Origin of the sequence: Kribbella sp. NPDC050820, assembly GCF_040653975.1 — a bacterium.
Lineage (GTDB): Bacteria > Actinomycetota > Actinomycetes > Propionibacteriales > Kribbellaceae > Kribbella.
Genome location: NZ_JBFAHB010000027.1, coordinates 1 through 19,812, shown reverse-complemented (window position 1 = coordinate 19,812; position 19,812 = coordinate 1). Strand labels below are relative to the sequence as shown.

General features: G+C 69.4%; 16 protein-coding genes. 13 read left to right on the top strand and 3 right to left on the bottom strand.

From position 1 onward, the window contains the following. The first annotated feature begins 13 nt into the window (after window positions 1-13). The 5 genes from AB0H36_RS22965 to AB0H36_RS22945 all read left to right on the top strand — a co-directional run bounded on the left by AB0H36_RS22965 (window position 14) and on the right by AB0H36_RS22945 (window position 6,341). Complete coding sequence (locus AB0H36_RS22965; protein WP_360526747.1) at window positions 14-1,057, top strand: amidohydrolase family protein; 1,044 nt, start codon at window positions 14-16, stop codon at window positions 1,055-1,057. Further along, entirely contained in the window at window positions 1,057-1,773 is a 717-nt protein-coding gene (locus tag AB0H36_RS22960; protein ID WP_360526744.1) for an iron-sulfur cluster assembly protein, read from the top strand. The genes AB0H36_RS22965 and AB0H36_RS22960 overlap by 1 nt, the downstream gene beginning before the upstream one ends. Beyond that, window positions 1,770-2,795, top strand: coding sequence for an NAD(P)-dependent alcohol dehydrogenase (locus tag AB0H36_RS22955; RefSeq protein ID WP_360526741.1), 1,026 nt, complete (start codon window positions 1,770-1,772; stop codon window positions 2,793-2,795). Before AB0H36_RS22960 ends, AB0H36_RS22955 begins: the two co-directional genes overlap by 4 nt. A 77-nt stretch (window positions 2,796-2,872) precedes the next feature. Then, complete coding sequence (gene groL / locus AB0H36_RS22950; RefSeq protein ID WP_360526738.1) at window positions 2,873-4,564, top strand: chaperonin GroEL; 1,692 nt, start codon at window positions 2,873-2,875, stop codon at window positions 4,562-4,564. A gap of 88 nt (window positions 4,565-4,652) precedes the next feature. Next, complete coding sequence (locus AB0H36_RS22945) at window positions 4,653-6,341, top strand: S8 family serine peptidase (RefSeq protein WP_360526735.1); 1,689 nt, start codon at window positions 4,653-4,655, stop codon at window positions 6,339-6,341. 3 nt (window positions 6,342-6,344) lie between these two features. Here AB0H36_RS22945 and AB0H36_RS22940 read toward each other — a convergent pair whose 3' ends face one another. Together AB0H36_RS22940 and AB0H36_RS22935 are read right to left on the bottom strand one after the other, a co-directional pair. After that, complete coding sequence (locus tag AB0H36_RS22940) at window positions 6,345-6,740, bottom strand: hypothetical protein (protein WP_360526731.1); 396 nt, start codon at window positions 6,738-6,740, stop codon at window positions 6,345-6,347. Window positions 6,741-6,751: 11 nt separating this feature from the next. Continuing rightward, entirely contained in the window at window positions 6,752-7,468 is a 717-nt protein-coding gene (locus AB0H36_RS22935) for an FHA domain-containing protein (protein WP_360526728.1), read from the bottom strand. Between the two features lie 190 nt (window positions 7,469-7,658). On the opposite strand from AB0H36_RS22935, the gene AB0H36_RS22930 reads away from it, so the two are divergent. The 7 genes from AB0H36_RS22930 to AB0H36_RS22900 are packed head-to-tail and all read left to right on the top strand — an operon-like array spanning window position 7,659 to window position 16,874. Continuing rightward, window positions 7,659-8,948 (top strand): SidA/IucD/PvdA family monooxygenase, encoded by a 1,290-nt coding sequence (locus AB0H36_RS22930; protein WP_360526998.1) that lies wholly within the window; start codon window positions 7,659-7,661, stop codon window positions 8,946-8,948. Window positions 8,949-8,986: 38 nt separating this feature from the next. Then, window positions 8,987-10,507, top strand: coding sequence for a PqqD family protein (locus AB0H36_RS22925; RefSeq protein ID WP_360526725.1), 1,521 nt, complete (start codon window positions 8,987-8,989; stop codon window positions 10,505-10,507). A 2-nt stretch (window positions 10,508-10,509) separates the two neighbouring features. Beyond that, complete coding sequence (locus AB0H36_RS22920; protein ID WP_360526722.1) at window positions 10,510-10,977, top strand: cupin domain-containing protein; 468 nt, start codon at window positions 10,510-10,512, stop codon at window positions 10,975-10,977. Beyond that, the gene (locus tag AB0H36_RS22915) at window positions 10,974-12,632 is read left to right on the top strand and encodes a class I tRNA ligase family protein (RefSeq protein WP_360526719.1); all 1,659 of its coding nucleotides are present in this window, start codon (window positions 10,974-10,976) and stop codon (window positions 12,630-12,632) included. The genes AB0H36_RS22920 and AB0H36_RS22915 overlap by 4 nt, the downstream gene beginning before the upstream one ends. Window positions 12,633-12,638: 6 nt before the next feature. Then, entirely contained in the window at window positions 12,639-13,787 is a 1,149-nt protein-coding gene (locus tag AB0H36_RS22910; RefSeq protein ID WP_360526716.1) for an FAD-binding oxidoreductase, read from the top strand. Window positions 13,788-13,793: 6 nt separating this feature from the next. Further along, window positions 13,794-15,059, top strand: a complete 1,266-nt coding sequence (locus AB0H36_RS22905; RefSeq protein WP_360526713.1) for an ATP-grasp domain-containing protein — start codon at window positions 13,794-13,796, stop codon at window positions 15,057-15,059. Window positions 15,060-15,083: 24 nt separating this feature from the next. Further along, window positions 15,084-16,874 (top strand): ABC transporter substrate-binding protein, encoded by a 1,791-nt coding sequence (locus tag AB0H36_RS22900; RefSeq protein ID WP_360526710.1) that lies wholly within the window; start codon window positions 15,084-15,086, stop codon window positions 16,872-16,874. A 78-nt stretch (window positions 16,875-16,952) separates the two neighbouring features. Here AB0H36_RS22900 and AB0H36_RS22895 read toward each other — a convergent pair whose 3' ends face one another. Further along, window positions 16,953-18,197, bottom strand: a complete 1,245-nt coding sequence (locus AB0H36_RS22895) for a cytochrome P450 (protein ID WP_360526706.1) — start codon at window positions 18,195-18,197, stop codon at window positions 16,953-16,955. A gap of 230 nt (window positions 18,198-18,427) precedes the next feature. Here AB0H36_RS22895 and AB0H36_RS22890 point away from each other — a divergent pair, with 230 nt between their 5' ends. Then, entirely contained in the window at window positions 18,428-19,720 is a 1,293-nt protein-coding gene (locus tag AB0H36_RS22890) for an MFS transporter (protein WP_360526703.1), read from the top strand. Window positions 19,721-19,812 lie beyond the last annotated feature (92 nt).

Below are 19,812 nucleotides of genomic sequence, written 5' to 3'. Positions count from 1 at the left end.
CCTGGAGGCGACCGTGTACGAGAAGGATGGCGAGAAGTACTTCGTGGTCGACAGCCACATGCACTTCTGGGACGCCTCACCCGACAACTGGGTGCCGGGCCAGGAGCAGTACGCGAAGGGCTGGATCGAGTGCTTCCACGCGTACATGGGTCTGGCGCCGAGCCAGACCCACTGGCCGATCGAGAAGTTCATGAAGTACTCCGAGGACGACCTGATGAAGGACGTCTTCGAGGACGGCTACGTGGACGTCGCGATCTTCCAGCCGACGTACCTGAAGGAGTGGTACCGCGACGGGTTCAACACCACCGAACGCAACGCCGCGCTGGGTGAGAAGCACCCGGGCATGTTCGTGCACAACACCCGGTTCGACCCGCGTGACGGCGACGCCGGGCTGGAGGAGCTGAAGCGCAACGTCGACCGGTACGGGTCCCGCGGCGTGAAGCTGTACACCGCCGAGTGGAACGCCGGCTCGCGCGGCTACAAGCTGACCGACCCGGCGGCCTACACCTACCTGGCGAAGGCGCAGGAGCTCGGCATCAAGAACATCCACGTCCACAAGGGCCCGACGATCTGGCCGCTGGACAAGGACGCGTTCGACGTGGCGGACATCGACCACGCGGCGACGGACTTCCCGGAGCTCAACTTCATCGTCGAGCACGTCGGGCTGCCGCGGATCGAGGACTTCTGCTTCATGGCGACCCAGGAGCCGAACGTGTACGCCGGCCTGGCCGTCGTCATCGGCGGCCTGATGCACGCCCGGCCGCGGTTCTTCGCCAAGGTGATGGGCGAGCTGCTGTTCTGGGTCGGCGAGGACAAGATGACCTTCGGCAGCGACTACGCCATCTGGGAGCCGAAGTGGCAGGTCGAGGGCTTCGTCGACTGGGACTTCCCGGACAGCGAGGAGTTCTCGGACTACCCGCGGCTCGGCGTCGAGGGCAAGAAGAAGATCCTCGGCCTGAACGCGGCGAAGCTCTACGACATCAAGGTGCCGGACGAGCTGCAACTCAAGCACGCCGAGCCCGCCGCCCAGGACGACGCGAAGCTGGTCACCCAGTAATGACGGCCGCGGTCGCGGAGCGGTCCCGGGTCCTCACCGCGCTCGACGCGGTGCGGGACCCGGAGCTCGACGAGCCCATCACGACGCTGGGGTTCGTCTCGTCGTGCGTCGTGTCGGCAGCCGGTGACGTCGTCGTCAGGCTCCGGCTGCCGACGTACTTCTGCGCGCCCAACTTCGCGTTCCTGATGGTCGCCGACGCGTACGACGTGGTCTCGGCGCTGCCCGAGGTCCGCAGTGCCGACGTGGCGCTGGAGGACCACTTCGCCGCGCCGGCGATCAACGCCGGGGTGGCGGCCCGGGCCGGCTTCGTGGCCTCGTTCGAGGGCGAGGCCGTCGAGGAGCTGGACGAGTTGCGCCGTACCTTCGTCGCGAAGGCGGTGCTGGCCGGCACCGACCAGGTGTGCCGGCCGTTGCTCGCCGCCGGCCTCGACCCGGCGGCACTGGCGACGATGACGCTCGGCGACCTGCCCCCGTCGGCACAGCTGGACCGGCTGTGCCGGCGGCGGGCCGAGCTGGGCCTGCGGACCGATCCGGCCGCTCCGCTGCTCGTCGACCCTGGCACCGGTGACCCGGTCACCGGTGCCGCGGTGTCGCTGCACCTGGGCAAGGCACGGATCACCAGAGTCGGTATCGAGGCCAACACCGGCATCTGCCGGGGCATGCTGCGACACCGATACGGAACGACCGGTGCGGGTGAGGAGGAGGACCAGGAATGAAGGCCGTTCGACTGCACGGATACCACCAGCAACCGGTGGTCGAGGACGTCCCGGAGCCGAGCGTCAAGGGCCCGCTGGACGTGGTCGTCAAGATCGGCGGCGCCGGCGTGTGCCGCACCGACCTGCACATCATCGAAGGCCAGTGGGCCGAGGCCATGGCTCCGGCACTGCCCTACACGATCGGCCACGAGAACGCCGGGTGGGTGCACGAGGTCGGCTCGGCCGTCTCCAACGTGCAGGTCGGCGACACGGTGATCCTGCACCCGACCCCGACCTGCGGGCTCTGCCAGGCCTGCCGGGCCGGCAACGACATGCACTGTGCGTTCAGCACGTTCCCCGGCCTGGACAGCGACGGCGGGATGGCCGAGTACCTGCTGACGTCCGCGCGGGCCTGCGTGAAGCTCGACCCGTCGACGCAGCCGAAGGACGTCGCGGCGCTGGCCGACGCCGGCATCACCGCCTACCACGCGGTCCGCAAGGCGATCCCGCTGCTGTCCCCCGGCACGACCTGCGTGCTGATCGGCGCCGGCGGGCTCGGTCACATCGGCATCCAGTGCCTGGCCGCGCTGACCGCGACCACGATCGTCGTGGTCGACCGCAACCCGGACGCGCTCAAGCTCGCCGAGCAGCTCGGCGCCGACCACACGATCGTTGCTGACGGCAAACACGTGGCGGCGGTGCAGGAGCTCACCGGTGGCCCGGGCGCGAACGTCGTACTCGACTTCGTCGCCGAGCAGGGCGCCGAGGCGGACGGCTTCGCGATGACCGCGCCGGGCGGTTCGTACTTCGTCATCGGGTACGGCGGCCAGCTGCAGATCCCGACCCTGGACATCATCTCCACCGAGCGCAACATCATCGGCAACATCGTCGGCACCTACAACGACCTGGCCGAGCTGATGGCGCTGGCCCAGGCCGGCAAGGTCACGCTGCACACCAGGACCTACCCGCTGGAGGCGGCCGTCGAGGCCGTCGCCGATCTCGACGCCGGCCGGGTGCGGGGCCGCGCGATCCTCGTTCCCTAGCGCGCTCAGCCGGCACCCGAACCGGCACCGAACCGACACACCGTTCGCCCGGACCGGGCAGTCAAGGAGGAGGGGCCATGGCCAAGGAACTGCGATTCGGTGAGCAGGCGCGCGAGCTGATGCTGGCCGGCGTGGACCAGTTGGCGGAGGCGGTCAGATCGACCCTCGGCCCGAAGGGCCGCAACGTCATCCTGGAGAAGATCACCGGCTCGCCGGTGGTCACCAACGACGGTGTCACGATCGCCCGGGAGATCCACCTCAAGGACCAGTTCGAGAACATGGGCGCCCAGCTGGTCAAGGAAGCCGCGATCAAGACCAACGACATCGTCGGCGACGGCACCACCACCGCGACGGTGCTCGCGCACGCGATCGTCCGCGAGGGCATGCGGGCGATCGGCTCCGGCGGCAACCCGGTCCTGGTCAAGCGCGGTATCGACCTCGCGGTCGCGCGGCTGGTCGACCGGCTGCGCGAGGTCGCCCACCCGGTCGTCACCGAGCACGACTTCGCCCGGGTGGCGGCGATCTCGGCCAACGACGACGACCTGGTCGGCGCGGTGATCGCGAAGGCCCTGCACTCGGTCGGCGCCGGCGGCATCGTGACCGTCGAGGAGTCGACCGCGCACGGGATGCGGGTGGACTTCGTCGAGGGCTTCGAGTTCGACAACGGCTACCTGTCGCCGTACATGGTGACCGATCCGGGCAGTCTGCAGGCGGTGCTCGACGACCCGTACATCCTGCTGTGCAGCGAGAAGATCACCAAGGTGCAGGAGCTGATGCCGCTGCTGGACAAGATGATGCGGGAGCCGAAGCCGCTGGTGATCATCGCCGAGAACCTCGAGGGCACCGCCCTCAGCATGCTCGTGCACAACCACGTCAACGGCCACATCCAGTGCGTCGGCGTCAAGGCGCCGGGCTTCGGCGACCGGCGGCTGCACAAGCTGGAGGACATCGCCGCGATCACCGGTGGCGCGGTGCTCAGCCGGCACTCGGGCTTCACGCTGGAGACGATGACGCTCGAGCAGCTCGGCCGGGCCGACCAGGTGCGGGTCACCGCCGACCGGACGGCGATCATCGCGTCCGCCGGCCACGAGCAGGATGTCGCCTTCCGGCTCACCCAGCTGCGGGCCGAGCTGGAGCGGGCCACGTTCGGGGTTGACGAGGACGTGCTGACCGAGCGGATCGGCGCGCTGTCCGGCAAGGTCGCGGTGATCCAGGTCGGCGCACCGACCCCCGCGGAGCTGAAGGAGCTCCAGCACCGCGTCGAGGACGCCCTGTCGGCGACCCGGGCCGCGATGGCCGAGGGCATCGTCGCGGGCGGCGGGGTGGCGATCCTGCACGCGGCGTCGGCCCTCGACGACCTCGAGGTGAAGGACGACTACGCGATCGGCGTCGAGATCGTACGGCGGGCGTTGCGCGAGCCGGCGTACCTGATCGCGGCGAACGCGGGCTATTCCGGCGAGGAGGTGCTGGAGCGGATCGAGCAACTCGGACCGGACGACGGCTTCGACGCCCTCGAAGGCCGCTACGGCAACATGCTCGAGATGGGTGTGGTCGACCCGCTCCGAGTGGCCAGATCAGCCCTGCAGAACGGCGCTTCGGTCGCCGGCCTGCTGCTCACCACCAACACCCTGATCGCGGAGGAGCAAACCCCCTGGGGTGGCAGCCCCGCCCTGATGACCGAGTACGGCGCCCTCGACGAAGGCCTCCACCAACCCTCCCCCGACTCCAGCACTCCCCAATCCCTAGGCCTGGGCCCCTCCGTCGGCTGAGCTTGACAGGGCGAATCGCCTGGGTGTTTGTGGTAAGTGCCGGACGCCCTCTTCCAGGGCGACGTCGCGTTGGGGGGCGCAGCAGCGGATGAACGGACGAGTCGCGAGGCGAAGGACGAAGTACGCCGAACCGGTCTTCCAGGCTTTCGCCGTGAAGACGACGAGCGGTGCCGCGCGGGCGAAGCTCGACAAGGCGATCGCCGACGAGCTCGGCGATCACTGGCAGGTGCGGAACTACGGTGGCCGGACCAACTACTTCGAGGTGTTCGCCGAGGAGGGCGCACTGAAGGCCGCGGACGCGTGGGACCGGACCTACCGGCTCCGGGCGTACCGCGGGATCGCCAGCGCCGAGCCGGTCTTCAAAGCCTGGGTCACGGATCGCCCGGACTGGGGGATCACCGGCGACGGAAGCCTGGAAGCCGCGGCGTTCGGCGCGGCCGACTGGTTCTGCGGGAGTGGGGACGACCTCGCCAAGGCGAAGCCGCACGAGTGGAGCCTGGCGATGACCAAGGTCGTCCAGGCCTGGTCCCATCACTTCACGGACCCGAGCAAGCCACCCGGCCTCGACGTGGTCGTCGGTCACCCGGACACCGGCTACCGCAAGCACCCGGAGATCGCCTCGAGCCTGCTGGCCGACCAGGGCTTCGACCTGTTCCGCAACGACAGCGACGCGCTGGACGAGCTCAGAGGTGGCCTGCCCTGGCGAACGCCAGGCCACGGGACCGCGACCGCGAGCGTCATCGTCAGTCCCCAGGCCAACGCGCACAACGGTGTGTCAGGCACCGCGCCGTTCGCCAAGCTGATCCCCTACCGCGTCTCGGACAGCGTTGTCGTCCTCGACACCCTCAATCTGGCGCGCGCGATCGAGATGGCCGCCGACCGCGGCGCCCACGTCATCTCCATGAGCATGGGCGGCCTCGGCAGCGACCGCCTGCACGACGCCGTCGTCTACGCCCGGAACAAGGGCGTCATCGTGCTCGCGGCCGCCGGGAACTGCGTCCGCTTCGTCGTCTTCCCCGCCGCGTACGACGAAGTGGTCGCCGTCGCCGCCTGCGACGCCGCGGGCAACCCGTGGAGCGGCTCGTCGAGGGGTCACGCGGTCGACATCACCGCGCCGGGCGACCGGGTCTGGCATGCGAAGGCGCACAAGAACGACAATCGCGCCGACGTGACTCAAGGCTCCGGTACTTCGTACGCCGTCGCGACCGTCGCCGGAATCGCGGCACTGTGGCTGTCGAAGCACGGCCGCAACACCGTCATCCAGGCCTGCGGCGGCCGGGAGAAGATCGCCCCGACCTTCCTGCAACTGCTCCGGTCCACCGCGGCGCCCATGCCCGGCTGGCCCACCGGCCAGTTCGGCGGTGGCCTGGTCGACGCGGACGCACTCCTGTCCGCGCCCCTCCCCAACGGCCGCACGGTGCCCACACTCGCGCCGACCGCGGACGAGCACGCGGCCGTCGACCGCGGTGGAAGCAGAACCTTCGGCCACCTCTACGACGCCGGCGACACCGTCACGACGCTCGACGGACTCAACGCCGGTTTGGCCACCGTCCTCAACACCACCACCGACAAGGTCCCGGTCGACCTCGGCCAGGTCGGCCAGGAGCTCGCCTTCCACCTCGCCACCGACCCCGCCCTCTACCGCCGGTTCGAAGCGATGCTGACCGCCACGGACCGAGGCCTCGCGGCAACCGCCAACAGCAATGCCGACACCATCCGCGACGACCTCCTGGCCAAGAGCGTGTCTCCCGCCCTCAAGGCCAAACTCAACGGATAGCGGTCAGACCAGTGCTGCGAGCAGGCCGAGAATCGGCGCCCCGGCTGCTCCCAGCCACTGGGCCAGGGTGCGGAGGGGGGTGAACAGGGCCGATGCGGCTGAGGTCAGGGAGCCTGCGGCGATCAGGATGCGGGTCAGGCGCTCGAGCCTCCCGGCGATCCGTTGCCGATCGGGCTCGGGCCGGCTGAGGCCGGTCTCGACCTCGTGGAGCTCGGTCTGCGCAGCGGCGGAGGTTGCCGGGTCGAGCGGCGTGGCCTGGACGCCCGCGCGCAGGTCGGCAAAGGCCTGCCGGGCCTGCTCCGGTGTCACCACGATGCCGGTCTGGCCGCCGGTGATGTGCTGATCGCGGCCGACGTTGTTGATGTTGGCGGCGTTCTGGTTGCCGATGTTGAAGGTCATCGCGACTCATCTCATCCGCGGGGTGGCGGTAGTTCCCGGTCGACCCGGCGGCGGCGCGCGGTGGCGACGATGTGCAGCACGATCCCGGCGACGATCAGCAGCATGCCGATGAGATTGACCAGGCCGCCGAGCGCGAACACCAGGAAGCCGCTGAAGTCGTCCTGCGTGGGCATGCCGGAGGCGGACGAGAAGTCCAGGATCTGGCCGAAGTAGGTGTACCAGCCGACGGCGGCGATGCCGAGCCCGATCAGGAACACCACGACACCGGTCCAGATCAGTCCCCGCGCCTTCGTCTTCGTGGCGGCGATCTCGCGGAAGAAGTTCTCCCGCTGCTGGATGACGTACTGGTCCCGCGCCACGTTGTTGATCGTGTGCGCCTGCTGAGCGCCGACGTCGTAGCGGACCGCGGTCGGCGGGCCGCCGTCGGTGCGGTAGCGCAGCCGCAGGTCCGCGAACGTCACGTGGTCGCCCGGGTTCAGCCGCCGCGGCGCCTTGATCGCCTCCCCGTTCACGAAGGTGCCGCCGGCCGAGCCCAGATCCTCGACGTAGTCCACACCGCCCTGCTGCCACAGCGCCGCGTGCGTGCGGCTCAGGTACGGGTCCTCGAACCGTACGTCGCAGCCCGTCGACCGGCCGACCGTCAGGCGGCTGCCGGTCAGGTTGATCCGCTGCCCTTCGTGCGATCCGGTCTCCACCACGAGGTACGGCGTACTCGATCCATCGGTCATCGTCCGCTGCGGTGATCGCGGGCACCCAGCCCGTCCGCACCGCACCCCCACTCATCAGCAAAGCACTCGCACGGGACCGCAACAAGATGCAACCACCGGTGTATCACCGGGGACCGGCGGGGCGCTCTCGAAAGGAGGTGATGGCGAGAGACGAGGCGGGCTGATGGTTGAGCAGGGGTCTTTGTCCGAGGTGGAAGTCGAACTGCTGGCCATCGGGGCCGGGCCGTCCAACTTGGGGCTGGCGGTGGCGCTCGAGGAGTTGGCGCCGGAGCTGGCCGAGCGGTCGCTGCTGATCGACCGGAACCTGGCGATCGAGTGGCAGCCGGGGATGTTGATGCCGTGGGCCACCAGTCAGGTGTCGTTCCTGAAGGACCTGGTGACGCAGCGGGACCCGCGGAGCCGGTTCTCGTTTCTGAACCACTTGTACGAGACCGGGCGGCTGGACTCGTTCGTCAACATGAGCACGTTCACGCCGTACCGGGTCGAGTTCGCCGAGTACCTGCGCTGGGTGGCGGAGTCGCTCACCCGGGTCCGGATCGAGCTCGGCCGCGAGTGCGTGGCGGTGGCGCCGCGACGGGACGAGACCGGAGCGGTCACGGGCTGGCTCACGACGCTGGCCGACGGTAAGGCGATCAGCAGCCGCTTCCTCGTGTACGGCGGCAGCCGTGAGCCGAACATCCCGCCCGTCCTCGCCGACCTGCCGCCGAACCGAATCGTGCACAGCACCGACTACCGCCGCCGCGTGGCCGAGCTGTCCGGCGAGCTGCCCTACCGGGTCGCCCTGGTGGGCAGCTCGCAGAGCGCCGCGGAGATGTTCCGCGCCCTGCGCGACGACCTGCCGGACAGCGACATCAGCTGGCTGATGCGGTCGATCGGGCTGAGCTCGGACCAGTCCAGCAAGTTCACCAACGAGCTGTACTACCCGTCGTACGTCGACGAGTTCTACGACGCCCCGCCCGCGGCGCGCGAGCAGATCCTGCGGGAGATGTACCGGACCAACTACTCCGTCGTCACTCCCCCGATGCTCGAGCACCTGTACGCCGACCTGTACCTGGACCAGTTCAACGAGCGCACCGACCGGCGGCTCGTCACGATGGTCGACATCACCGCCGCCCGCGAGGCCGGAGACGAGGTGGTGCTGGAGCTGACCGACCGCCGTACCGGCGCCGTCACCGAGTTGCACCGCGACCTGGTCTTCCTGGGCACCGGCTTCGACACCCGGATGCCGCGGATGGTCCGCGAGCTGGCGAGCAGCCTCGAGCTGGACCGGATCGACGTCTCCCGGCAGTACCGGCTGGAGCTCGGCGCCGACAGCACCGCGGCCTGCTACCTCCAAGGCGTCAACGAGGAGACCCACGGCATCTCCGACTCCCTGCTGAGTGTGCTGGCCCAGCGGGCCGAGGAGATCTGCCGCGACATCCTCGCGCACCGCGACCGGGTCCCCGCGGCTGTATCAGCGGAGCGGCCGTCCGGGCTCTAACGCGTGGGAGAACCACCCAGCCCTCGAGGGAGAGCCGGATGACAACACTCGAACTGGATCGTGCCCCGGCCGACGACGTGACGCGGGCACGGGACCAGGCGTTCGCAGGTCTGCGAGCAGCGATGCCACCCGACATCATGGCCGAGGCGTTGCGCTGCAGCGGCCGGCTCGAGGCCGAGCTGCCGCACCGGCCGGAGCTGGAGAAGAACCTCGTCCTGGTGGCGTTCGGCGGCGGCAAGGACAGCTCGTACATGCTGGCCTTCGTCCGGGCGATGCAGCTGATCCTGTACAAGGTGCACGGCCGCACGTTCCGGATGCGGGTGGCGACCAACCGGCACGCCGGCATGCCGCGCGCCGTGATGGAGAACATCGACCGCGAGTACCGCGCCCTGCGGCTCAACGACGACCCAGACTGCGAGCTGCTGCTCGTGGACGGCGACGAGATCAGCGAGTTCGACGTCGACTCCCCGCAGCGCGACCACGTCGTACGGCGGAACCGGCTCGACATCCTGATGACCGGCCACCGCACGTTCGCCGACGGGCGGCCGACGTTCTGCAACTCGTGCAACCTCAGCGTCTTCAACGCGTTCGGCCTGGCGGCGGCGTACGGCGACGGCGCCGACGTGCTGATCACCGGCGACTCGCCGCAGGAGCAGCGCCAGTACACCTTCTGGGTCGGCCGGCTGTCGCGCCGGCTGAAGACCGCGCCGGCCCGGCGCGAGGGCCAGAACGGCTTCGGCCGGGTGCTCGGCCAGCTCGACGGCATCGCGCAGTCGTACTTCGCCGACATCCACGGCCCGGAGGCGATCGACGCGATCGCCGACCGCCGGGTCAGCACCGAGGTGCCGGAGCGGCTGAAGTTCTTCACCATCTACGGCGAGACCGCGTACGCGGCCGGCGACCACTTCGACCTGCTGACCGGTTTCCTCGGCTTCCAGTTCGACGACCTCGCCTTCAGCTTCACCGAGTCCGACTGCGCGAACCCGGCGCTGATGGCGCACCTGCGCGGGCTGAAGGCCGAGCACCTGTTCCAGCGCTCGTACGACGAGGGCCTGGCCGAGTACGTCGAGTTCGCGCTCGGCCTGATGCGCAAGAAGGACATCCCGGACGGGCTGGTGGAGATGATGCGCGCCCGCTACGACAGCCCGGACGCGCTGAAGCGGATGCGGCTCGCCGCCCAGGAGTACGCGCTGGACACCTTCGGGCTCACCGAGGAGCACCTGGTCTGCATGACGTACTCCCCGTTCGCCGGACAAGGCGAAGGGCTCGAGCGGTTCCTGAACCGCGAACACCCGAGCCTGGCCGCCCGCCTCGGCGAGATCCACCGCCTGCTGGGCGGCGCGTCCAACGATCCGGAGCTGGCCGCCGAGCTGGAGCGGATCAGCGGCCTCGAGCCGAGCCAGTTGCGAGTGCTGTACAGCCGGTCGGTGCAGACACCCGGCGGCGGTGGCGCGCCGGTGATCGACCTGATCCTGGCCGGCGACCCGCACAAGGCCGTCATCGAGACCCGGCACACCCAGGACGGTCCGAACACCTTCGAGCAGATTTCTGGACGGTAACCATGGTCGTACACATCTCCCGGCTTGACCGCGACAACCTGCTTCACGAGTACGGCGTGGACACGCAGCGACTGCAGCCGTGGCCGGTGCTGAACGCGCCGTTCGAGGTCTCCTACGCCGTCTGCCGTGCGGGGACGGTGTCCAAGCTGCACACCCACCACGAGCAGGAGATCTTCGTCGCGGTCTCCGGCGAGTGCATCGTCGAGTGCGGCGGCGACCGGCAGCCGTTCCGGGCCGGCGACGTCACCTACTTCACGCCCGGCCAGCTGCACCGCGTGCACAACCACAACGACGAGGACTTCGTCTTCTGCAGCATCTGGTGGGACCCGGAGATGTCCCACCGGTTCCTCGCCGAGTACGCCGGCTCGGACACCGAGGCGCTCGCCGCCAAGGCCGCCGCGAACGTCGCCGAGAACGCCCAGGCCGCCGAGGCCATCGAGACCGCCGAGCGAGTAGGAGCCAGCGAATGACCCGTGTGCTGCCGTCCGAGGACGACCGTCCCGTCCTCGTCCTCGGTCCGAACCCGACCCCGAACGGCGGGATGCACCTCGGCCACATCGCCGGGCCGTACCTGGCCGGCGACGTGTACGCGCGGTACCAGCGGGCCCGCGGCCGGAACGTCATCTTCACCTCCGAGACCGACGACAGCCAGACCTACGTGGTCGCCTCGGCGGGCCGGGAGGGCATCACGCCGGAGGAGCTGTGCAAGCGCTCGACGGCGAGGATCCAGGAGGCGCTGAGCGCGATCGGCATCTCGATCGACGGGTTCGGCCCGTTCGACCAGACCTACCGTGCCACCGTGCTGCAGTACTTCAGCGCGCTGCACGCGGCCGGCGTGTTCCGGCTGAAGACCGTCCGGCTGCCCTACCTGGAGCGGACCGGCGAGTTCATGGTCGAGGGCCTGATCGAGGGCGACTGCCCGGTCTGCCTGACGACCAGCCGCGGCGGACTGTGCGAGACCTGCTGCCACCCGAACAACTACGACCAGCTGATCGACCCGCACTCGACGATCGACCCCAGCGACAAGCTGACCTATCGCGAGGCCACCATCATGGTGCTGCCGCTGGAGGAGTACCGCGAGCAACTGACGGCGTACCACGAGAAGCTCGCCGCGCACCGGCGGCCGCACGTCCGGCAGATGATCGCCGAACTGCTGGCCCGGCCGCTGCAGGACGTGCCGATCACGTTCCCGCTGTCCTGGGGCATCCAGGCGCCGTTCCCGGAGGTTCCGGGGCAGGTGCTGAACGCCTGGCTCGAGCTGATCCCGGCCGGCATGTTCACCACGTCGTACGCCGCGAACAAACTCGGCCGGGACACCGTGCCGGGTGAGTTGTGGCGGAAGGCGGAGAACCTGCGGATCGTTCACTTCCTCGGCTTCGACAACGCCTACTACTTCTGCCTGCCGCACATCGCGATGCTGATGGCGCACGGCGACAAGTACGTCTGGCCGGAGTCGATCATCAACAACGAGTTCTACGAGCTGGAGAGCTCGAAGTTCTCCACCAGCAAGGGACACGTGCTGACGCCGCAGGAGCTGCTCGAGGAGGTGCCGCGCGATGTCGCCCGGCTCTACCTTGCGCTGACCGCACCGGAGTACCAGCGGTCCACGTTCAGCCGGGCCGGCCTGGACAAGATGGCCGAGGAGCGGCTGGTCGGCCCCTGGAACCAGCTGGCCGGGACGCTCGCCAAGGCGATCGCCAACGCCGGCGACGACAGCAGCCGGCTGCCGGTGTCGGACGCTGCCCGGAGCCGGATCACCATCATGCTCGAGCGGTTCGACCTCGGCTACGAGATGCCGACGTTCAACCTGAACCGTTCGGCCGACACCGTGCTGATCCAGATCGACCGGTTGCGGCGGCGCGCGGCGGCACTCGACGGCGTCGGGCTGGACGAGCAGCCCGAGAGCTGGGGCGACCTGTTCTGCGAGGTCAAGGCACTGCTGGCGCTGGCGTCACCGATCCTGATCGACCTCTCGGACGCGGCACGTGGAGCCGGCGCCTTCGACGACTCGCCGGACGCCGGGCCCCTGGTCGCCGGAGCCTTCGACGTCGCCGAGGTCACGCCGTTCGCGCCACCGCTGCTCGCGGCCGGCCCGGCCGGCGGCGAGCTCGCCGGAGGCCGGTGATCCCGGATGCGCATCACCGTGGTCGGCGGCGGCGTGATCGGACTGCTGACGGCGATCGAGTGCGTCCGCGCGGCCGGCGTGGACGCGGTCGATCTCGTCGACGCGGGCCCGATCCCTTCGCCGTCGGCCACCTCGAACGACCGGCTCCGTGTGGTCCGCGCGCTGCATCGCCGTGAACCGGCACTGACGCGGGCGGCCGCACAAGCGCATGCCGGATGGATGGACGTCGAGGACCAAGTCGGCTCACGCTTCTACCACCCGGCCGGCGCACTCACCGCGATGCCGGTGCAGGACGCTGCGGCCGAGCTCGCCGTACTCACCGCGGCCGGCGCGAAGGCTTGGACGCTGTCCCCGGACGAGTTGGCGGGCCGGTATCCGCGGATCCGGTTCCCGGACGGGACCGGCGCCGTACTGGAGGCCACGGCCGGCGTGGTCCTGGCCGACCACGCGCTGGTCGCGCTGGCGCGCTGGCTGAGCCGTCGGCCGGAGGTCCGGCTGCACCCGCACAAGCGGGTCGTCGAGATCAGTCAGAACGACCAGGGCGCTCTGATCCGCTGCGCCGACGGCGGGACCCATACCGCCGACCGGGTGGTGATGGCGGCCGGGCCGTGGTCCCGCGAGCTAGTACCTGCCGCGATCTCCTCCGACCTCACGCTGTACCGGCAGACCGTGCTGTCGTACCGGGCGCCGAAGTGGTTTCGGGACTCGACCGGCATGCCCGCCGTACTCGGGCTCGGCCCTGCTCGCGATGCCTGGCTGATGCCGACCGTGCCACAGTCGGACGCGCCGCTGCGGTTGAGCGCCGCGAGCGCCTGCCGGCCGGTCGACGAGATGACCGACCGGGTCACGCCCGACCAGTGGCGCGCACACCTCGTCGACGTCTTCTCCGAGCTGTTCCCGGACTTCGATCCTGCCGCGGTGGTCGACTCCACCGACGGCTTCTACCTCGCCGAGCGAACGCGCGGTGGACCGATGCTCGCGACGTACGGCGCCGGCACGGTTCTCGCGTACGCGGCCTGCGGCGGGATGTCGTTCAAGTTCGCGCCGCAGATCGCGCGGGCGATCGCCGATCGTGCCGTCGGGGCGCCACCCCGCCCGACCGGCCTGGACTCGGTCGACAGGCCGCGGCACCTCGCCGCGGTCGGTGAGGAGTAGAGGACCATGAAGCTGCTCGCACTCGAAGCCGTGCAGAACGCCGGCTACTACCAGTCCCGCTACCGCCAGGTCGAGGAGTTCGGCGGCACCCTGTTCGTGCTCAACGGCCTCGGCGAACCGGACTACTGGCCGGCCCCGCGCTACCGGATCGCCGGCTCGAAGCACATCGACGACATCATCGCGGTCGCTCGCGACTGGCATGCCACCGAGCAGTTCCACGGCGTACTCACGTTCTCCGAGTCGGGAGTGCTCACGGTCGCCGCGGTGGCCGAGGCGCTCGGCCTGCCCGGGGTCGGCCTGGACGCGGCGAGGGTCAGCCGGAACAAGCTCCTGATGCGGGAGGCCCAGCAGCGCGGTGGCGCTCCGGTGCCCCGGTTCCGGTTGGCGCCGGACGTCGACGCCGCGCTCGCGGCCGCCGGCGAGTTCGGCTACCCGGTCATCCTCAAGCCGACGTTGGGTGCCGCGAGCAACTTCGTCTTCCGGATCGACGGCCCGGACGAGCTGCGGACCACGTTCCCGCAGGCGCTGGCCGGGATGGCGCAGATGTCGTGGCTCCGGATGGAGGCCGACGGCATCGACCTCGGGCCGGCCGGGTTGCTGGTCGAGTCGTTCCTGGACGGGCACGAGATGCAGATCGAGGCGCTCGCCTGGGACGACGAGGTGTACCTGGGCTCGATCGTCGACCGGATCACGATCGAGGGCAACACGTTCGACGACGACGCGCACCGGGCGCCGACCGCGCTCGATGCCGACCAGCTGGCCGCTGTGCACGAGGTCGTCACCAAGGCGGCGCATGCGCAGGGCCTACGGCGCAGCGTGATGCACGCCGAGGTCCGTTTCCACCAGGGCAAGCCGCACCTGCTGGAGATCGCCGTACGACCTGGTGGTGGCGGGCTGGACTACTTCGCCCGACTGAGTGCCGGGTATTGCCCGATCCGCGCGACGATGGCGGTCGCTGCCGGGATCAAGCCCGACGTGCACCATTACCGCCCGACCGGTGTGCACCTGGCCGGCACCTGCCTGATCGGCGGACCCGGCCTGATCGAGGAGATCACCGTGCCGCCCGCGGTGTCGGAGTCCGACCGGGTGTTCTTCCTGAAGATCACGGCGAAGCCGGGTGACGTGGTCCGGCGCCCGCCGGACGGCAACAACATCCTCGGCTTCCTCTGCACCAGCGGACCGACCTTCGACGAGGCGATCCGGACGGCGTTCGAGTTCGCCGCGCAGATCGACGTACGCCTAGCGGCCACGGCTCCCCGCCTGACGGCCTGATTCAACTGACGAGAGGTGACCTGGATGTCCACTGTGCTGAGCGAGCAGCAGTCCGACCAGCCGTCCGAGGACGGCCGGCCGATCAAGGGTGGCACGGTCACCTGGGCCTGCAACCCCGGCTTCCCGCCGGCCGCCATCTTCCCGTTCACGCCGCGGGAGCGGATCGGCATCCGCAACCTGTACGAGTTCCAGGTGCTGATGTTCCGCCCGCTGTACTGGCTCGGCTACCAGGGCCGGCCGGAGGTGAACCCCGACCTGAGCCTGGCCTACCCGCCGGAGTGGAGCGAGGACGGGCTCAGCGTCACCGTCACGCTGAAGCCGTGGCAGTGGTCCAACGGTGAGCCGATCTGCGCCGACAACGTGATGTTCTGGGTGAACATGATGGCGGTCAAGGGCGACCGGCTCGGCTACTACGTGCCCGGCTACTTCCCGGACAACCTGACGTCGTACGAGAAGGTTGCCGAGGACAAGGTCCGGTTCACCTTCCAGGAGGTGTACTCCAAGACCTGGGTGGAGATGAACCAGCTGTCGCTGATCACGCCGATGCCGAAGGCCTGGGACCGGACCGAGGACGGACCGGCCCGGGCGTCGTACGACGTCGCCGACATCCCGGCCGTCTACGACTACCTGGTCTCGCAGAACGGCGACTGGACGGTCGAGGCGAACCACTTCCGGGGCGGCTGGGCCGAGAGCCCGGTCTGGAGCGTCGTCAACGGTCCGTGGCGGCTGAAGAGCTACACCCTCGACGGCGTGGTCACCTTCGTCCCGAACGACAAGTACTCCGGCCCGAACAAGCCGCACCTGGACGAGTTCCGGCAGGTGCAGAACGACACCGACGAGCTGATGTACGAGCGGCTGCAGGCCGGGCCGGACGCGCCGGACGGGATCCAGATCGGGTACCTGCCGTTCGGGATGGGGCTCACCGACGACGGCGCGGACCCGCTCGCGGACAAGTACCGGCTGGTGCCGCAGGACCTGTTCGTGGTGCGCTACATGCCGTTCAACTTCGACAACGACTCGACGGCGGCGCGGATCTACAAGCACACCTACGTCCGGCAGGCGCTGCAGATGTGCCTGGACCAGGACCGGGCGATCCGGGAGATCTACCACGGCAACGCGTACCGGATGGACGGGCCGGTGCCGCCGTCGCCGGCCAACCCGCACGTGTCGCCGAAGCAGCGCAAGGAGCCGATGCCGTTCGACGTCGACGCCGCCCGCGAGCTGCTCGAGGCGCACGGCTGGGACACCAGCACGTTGCCGGCCGGCTGCGTCCAGCCGGGTGAGGTGGCCGGTTGCGCCGGCGAGGGCGTCGACATCGGCGACCGGCTGTCGTTCACGGTCCGGTACGTCGAGGGCAAGGTCGCGCTGACCCGGATGCTCGAGATGTTCAAGGAGGACGCGGCCAAGGCGGGCATCGAGCTGAAGCTGGAGCCGGTGTACGGCTCGGTGATGGTGGCCGAGGACCACAGCCCGAACGTCCCGAGCAAGCGGCTGTGGGAGATCAACACCTGGAACGGCGGCTGGTCGTACTACGGTCACCTCACCGGCGAGATGTTGTTCGCGACCGGTGGCGGCAGCAACTTCGGCGACTACAGCGACCCGAAGGCCGACGAGCTGATCGACCGGACCGTGCACAGCGACGACCCGGAGGCGATGTACGAGTACCAGGACTACATCGCCGAGCAGGTGCCGACGATCTGGTCGCCGGGCTTCCCGAACCGGATGTTCGAGGTCGCGAAGAACCTGCGCGGCGTCGAACCGGTCAACCCGTACGGCCTGATCACCCCCGAGGACTGGTTCTACGTCGAGGAGTGATTCCCGCTTCCGAGCAACGAAGAGACACCGCCCCGGCCGAGTCGGCCGGGGCGGTGTTCTCGTTGCCTGCTTCGGATCTCAGGACTTGGGCGGGATGGTGGCGGCCGGCAGGTGGTGCATGCCGCGCAGCAGCGTGCTCGGCTCCCACTCCAGGAAGCTCGGGTCCGCCGTCATCCGCAGGTCCGGGAAGCGTTCCAGCAACCGGGTCAGCGCGATGTTCGTCTGCAGCTTGGCCAGCGGCTGGCCGATGCAGAAGTGCGGACCGTGGCCGAACCCGAGAACGCCGTTGGGACGGCGGTCCAGGTCGAGCGTGTTCGCGTTCGGGAACTGCTCGTCGTCGCGGTGCGCGGACAGGATCGACAGCGCCAGGATGTTGTTCTTCGGCACCACGACGTCGCCGATCTCGATGTCCTCGGCGGTGAACCGGAAGGTGGCCACGCCGACCCCGCCGTCGTACCGCATCAGCTCGTCGATCGCCTGCGGCATGATCTCCAGGTCGCCGCGCAGCCGGGCCATCGCGTCGGGGTTGGTGAGCAGGCTCAGGATGGCGTTCGACAGCGTGTGCTGGGAGGTGATGTGCCCGGCCACCGTGTACAGGAAGATCATCGCGACGAGCTCGTCGTCGGACAGCCGGTCGCCGTTCGGGGAGCCCTCGATCATCGCGCTGACCATGTCGTCGGCCGGGTTGCTGCGCTTCATCTCGATGATCCGGTGGCCGTACTCGATCACGTTCTTCGAGGCGTTCTCGACCACCTCGGCCGGGTGGCCGGCGCCGACCAGCTCGACCGCCCACTGCTGGAACCGCTCGCGGTCCTCGAACGGGATGCCGAGCACGTCGCAGATGATCACGATCGGCAGCGGCTGGGCGTACTCGCCGACCAGGTCGACGTCGTCGCGGCCCTCGAGCTTGGACAGGTAGTCGTCGACGAGCTGCTCGATGCGCGGCCGGAAGGCCTCCATCCGGCGCAGCGTGAAGGCCTTGCTGACCAGCGAGCGCAGCCGGGTGTGCCGGGGCGGGTCGCTGTTCAGCATGTGCTGGGACAGCTCGTCGTCGAAGCCGACGTCGGGCTTCTCGTCCTCGACGTAGGTGCCGGTGTGGCGGGCGAACATCTCGTTCATCCGCCGGCCGTCCTTGCTCACCCGCGGGTCCTGGAGCAGCGCGCGCACGTCGGCGTACCGGGTCACGAGCCAGACGTCGGCGCCGTGCGGGAAGATCACGTGGTGCACCCGGCCGGCCTTCCGGTACGGCTCGAGAATCTCGTACGGCCTCTGCATGAAGTCGTCCGGGATCCGCTGGAGGGCCTCCGTCGTTTCTGTGGTCATAAGGTCCGATCCTCCTGGCTGCAGGCATGTCGACAAGAGCGCACGTGCGCTCGGCTACGCGTCGCCGTCACCTCATCAGAGGCGTGGCCGGCCCGGCTCTGATACGCCTTGTTTTGTTGGCTTCGACCCCTGTGCGTGAGCCGCTCGGAGCGGTAGCCTGCGGGACCAAATGCCTTCCGGCAATGACCTGCCGGAGCATGGCGCTCGCCGGCATCGAGGGGAAACATCTGATGAGCGAAGAACGCGAACCGGGCACGACCAAGCAGCCAGGCGAAGGGCTCGGCGCCATCGCCACCTGGCGCCAGACGTCGGTCACGTCGAAGGCGCTGCTGTTCGGTGTCTTCGTCAACCGGCTGGGCGCCTTCCTGCAGATCTTCCTGGTGCTGTTCATGACGCACCGCGGGTTCACCGCCGGCCAGGCCGGCTTCGCCCTCGGCGTGTACGGCGCCGGCCACGTGCTGGGGTCGTTCGTCGGCGGCTGGCTCACCGACCGGCTGAGTGCCCGGGCGGCGACGCTGATCAGCATGCTCGGCTCCGCCGCGCTGATCGTCTCGATCCTGTACATCGACGTCTACTGGGTGATCCTGCTGGCGATCCTCACGGTCAGCACCGTGAGCCAGCTGAACCGCCCGGCCGCGCAGGCGATGCTGGCCGAGCTGACCAAGCCGGGCCAGCTCGTGATGACGATGGCGATGTACCGGCTGGCGATCAACCTGGGCACCGCGGTGACCCCGATCGTCGGTGTCGCGCTGGTGTCGGTCTCGTACAACCTGCTGTTCTGGGCCGAGGCGTTCGCCGCCGTCCTGTACAGCGCGATCGCCTGGAAGTTCCTGCCCGGCAAGGCCGACAGGGACCCGGCAGCCGATGCGGCCAAGGCCGCAGAACCGAAGCAGGGCTACCGTGCGGTGCTGGCCGACTGGCGCTACGACTTCTACCTGGCCGCCGTATTCCTGGTGACGATCGTCTACTGCCAGTACATCGCGGTGCTCCCGCTGGCGATCGTGGACGACGGCCTGAGCCTGTGGTGGTACAGCCTGGTCGTCTCGGCGAACGCCGTCGTCGTCGCGGTGTGCGAAGTACCGGCGACCAAGTACGTGCAGACCTGGCCGCTGCGGCTGACCGCCATCGCCGGCTTCGGCCTGGTCGCGGTCGGGTACGGCGTCTACGCGATCGCGCTGATCCCGGTGCTGCTGATCATCGGCACGCTGATCTGGACGATGTCGGAGATCATCGGGGCGCCGACCACGTTCGCCTACCCGGGCATGGTCGCACCGCCGCACCTGCGCGGCCGGTACTCCGGCGCCATGCTGAGCGTCTTCGGTCTCGGCAACGCGGTCGGTCCGGCCGTCGGCGTCTGGCTGTGGGACAAGGTCGGCCAGACGTTCTGGCTCTGGGCGGCCGGCGTCGCGATCCTCTCCGCGGTCTGCGCCCGGATCGGCATGCGCCGCCCCGACGAGCAGCCGGCCGAGGCCAAGTCCGAGGCCGACGCGGCTCCTGGTCCCACACCTGAAGCGGCCACCTGAGCAGACCATAGAGAAGGGCCGGTACGGCGTTCATTCACGCGCAGCGGTCCACCGTCGGCGGGCATCGTCCTGAAGGTAGTCATGCCTGCTGC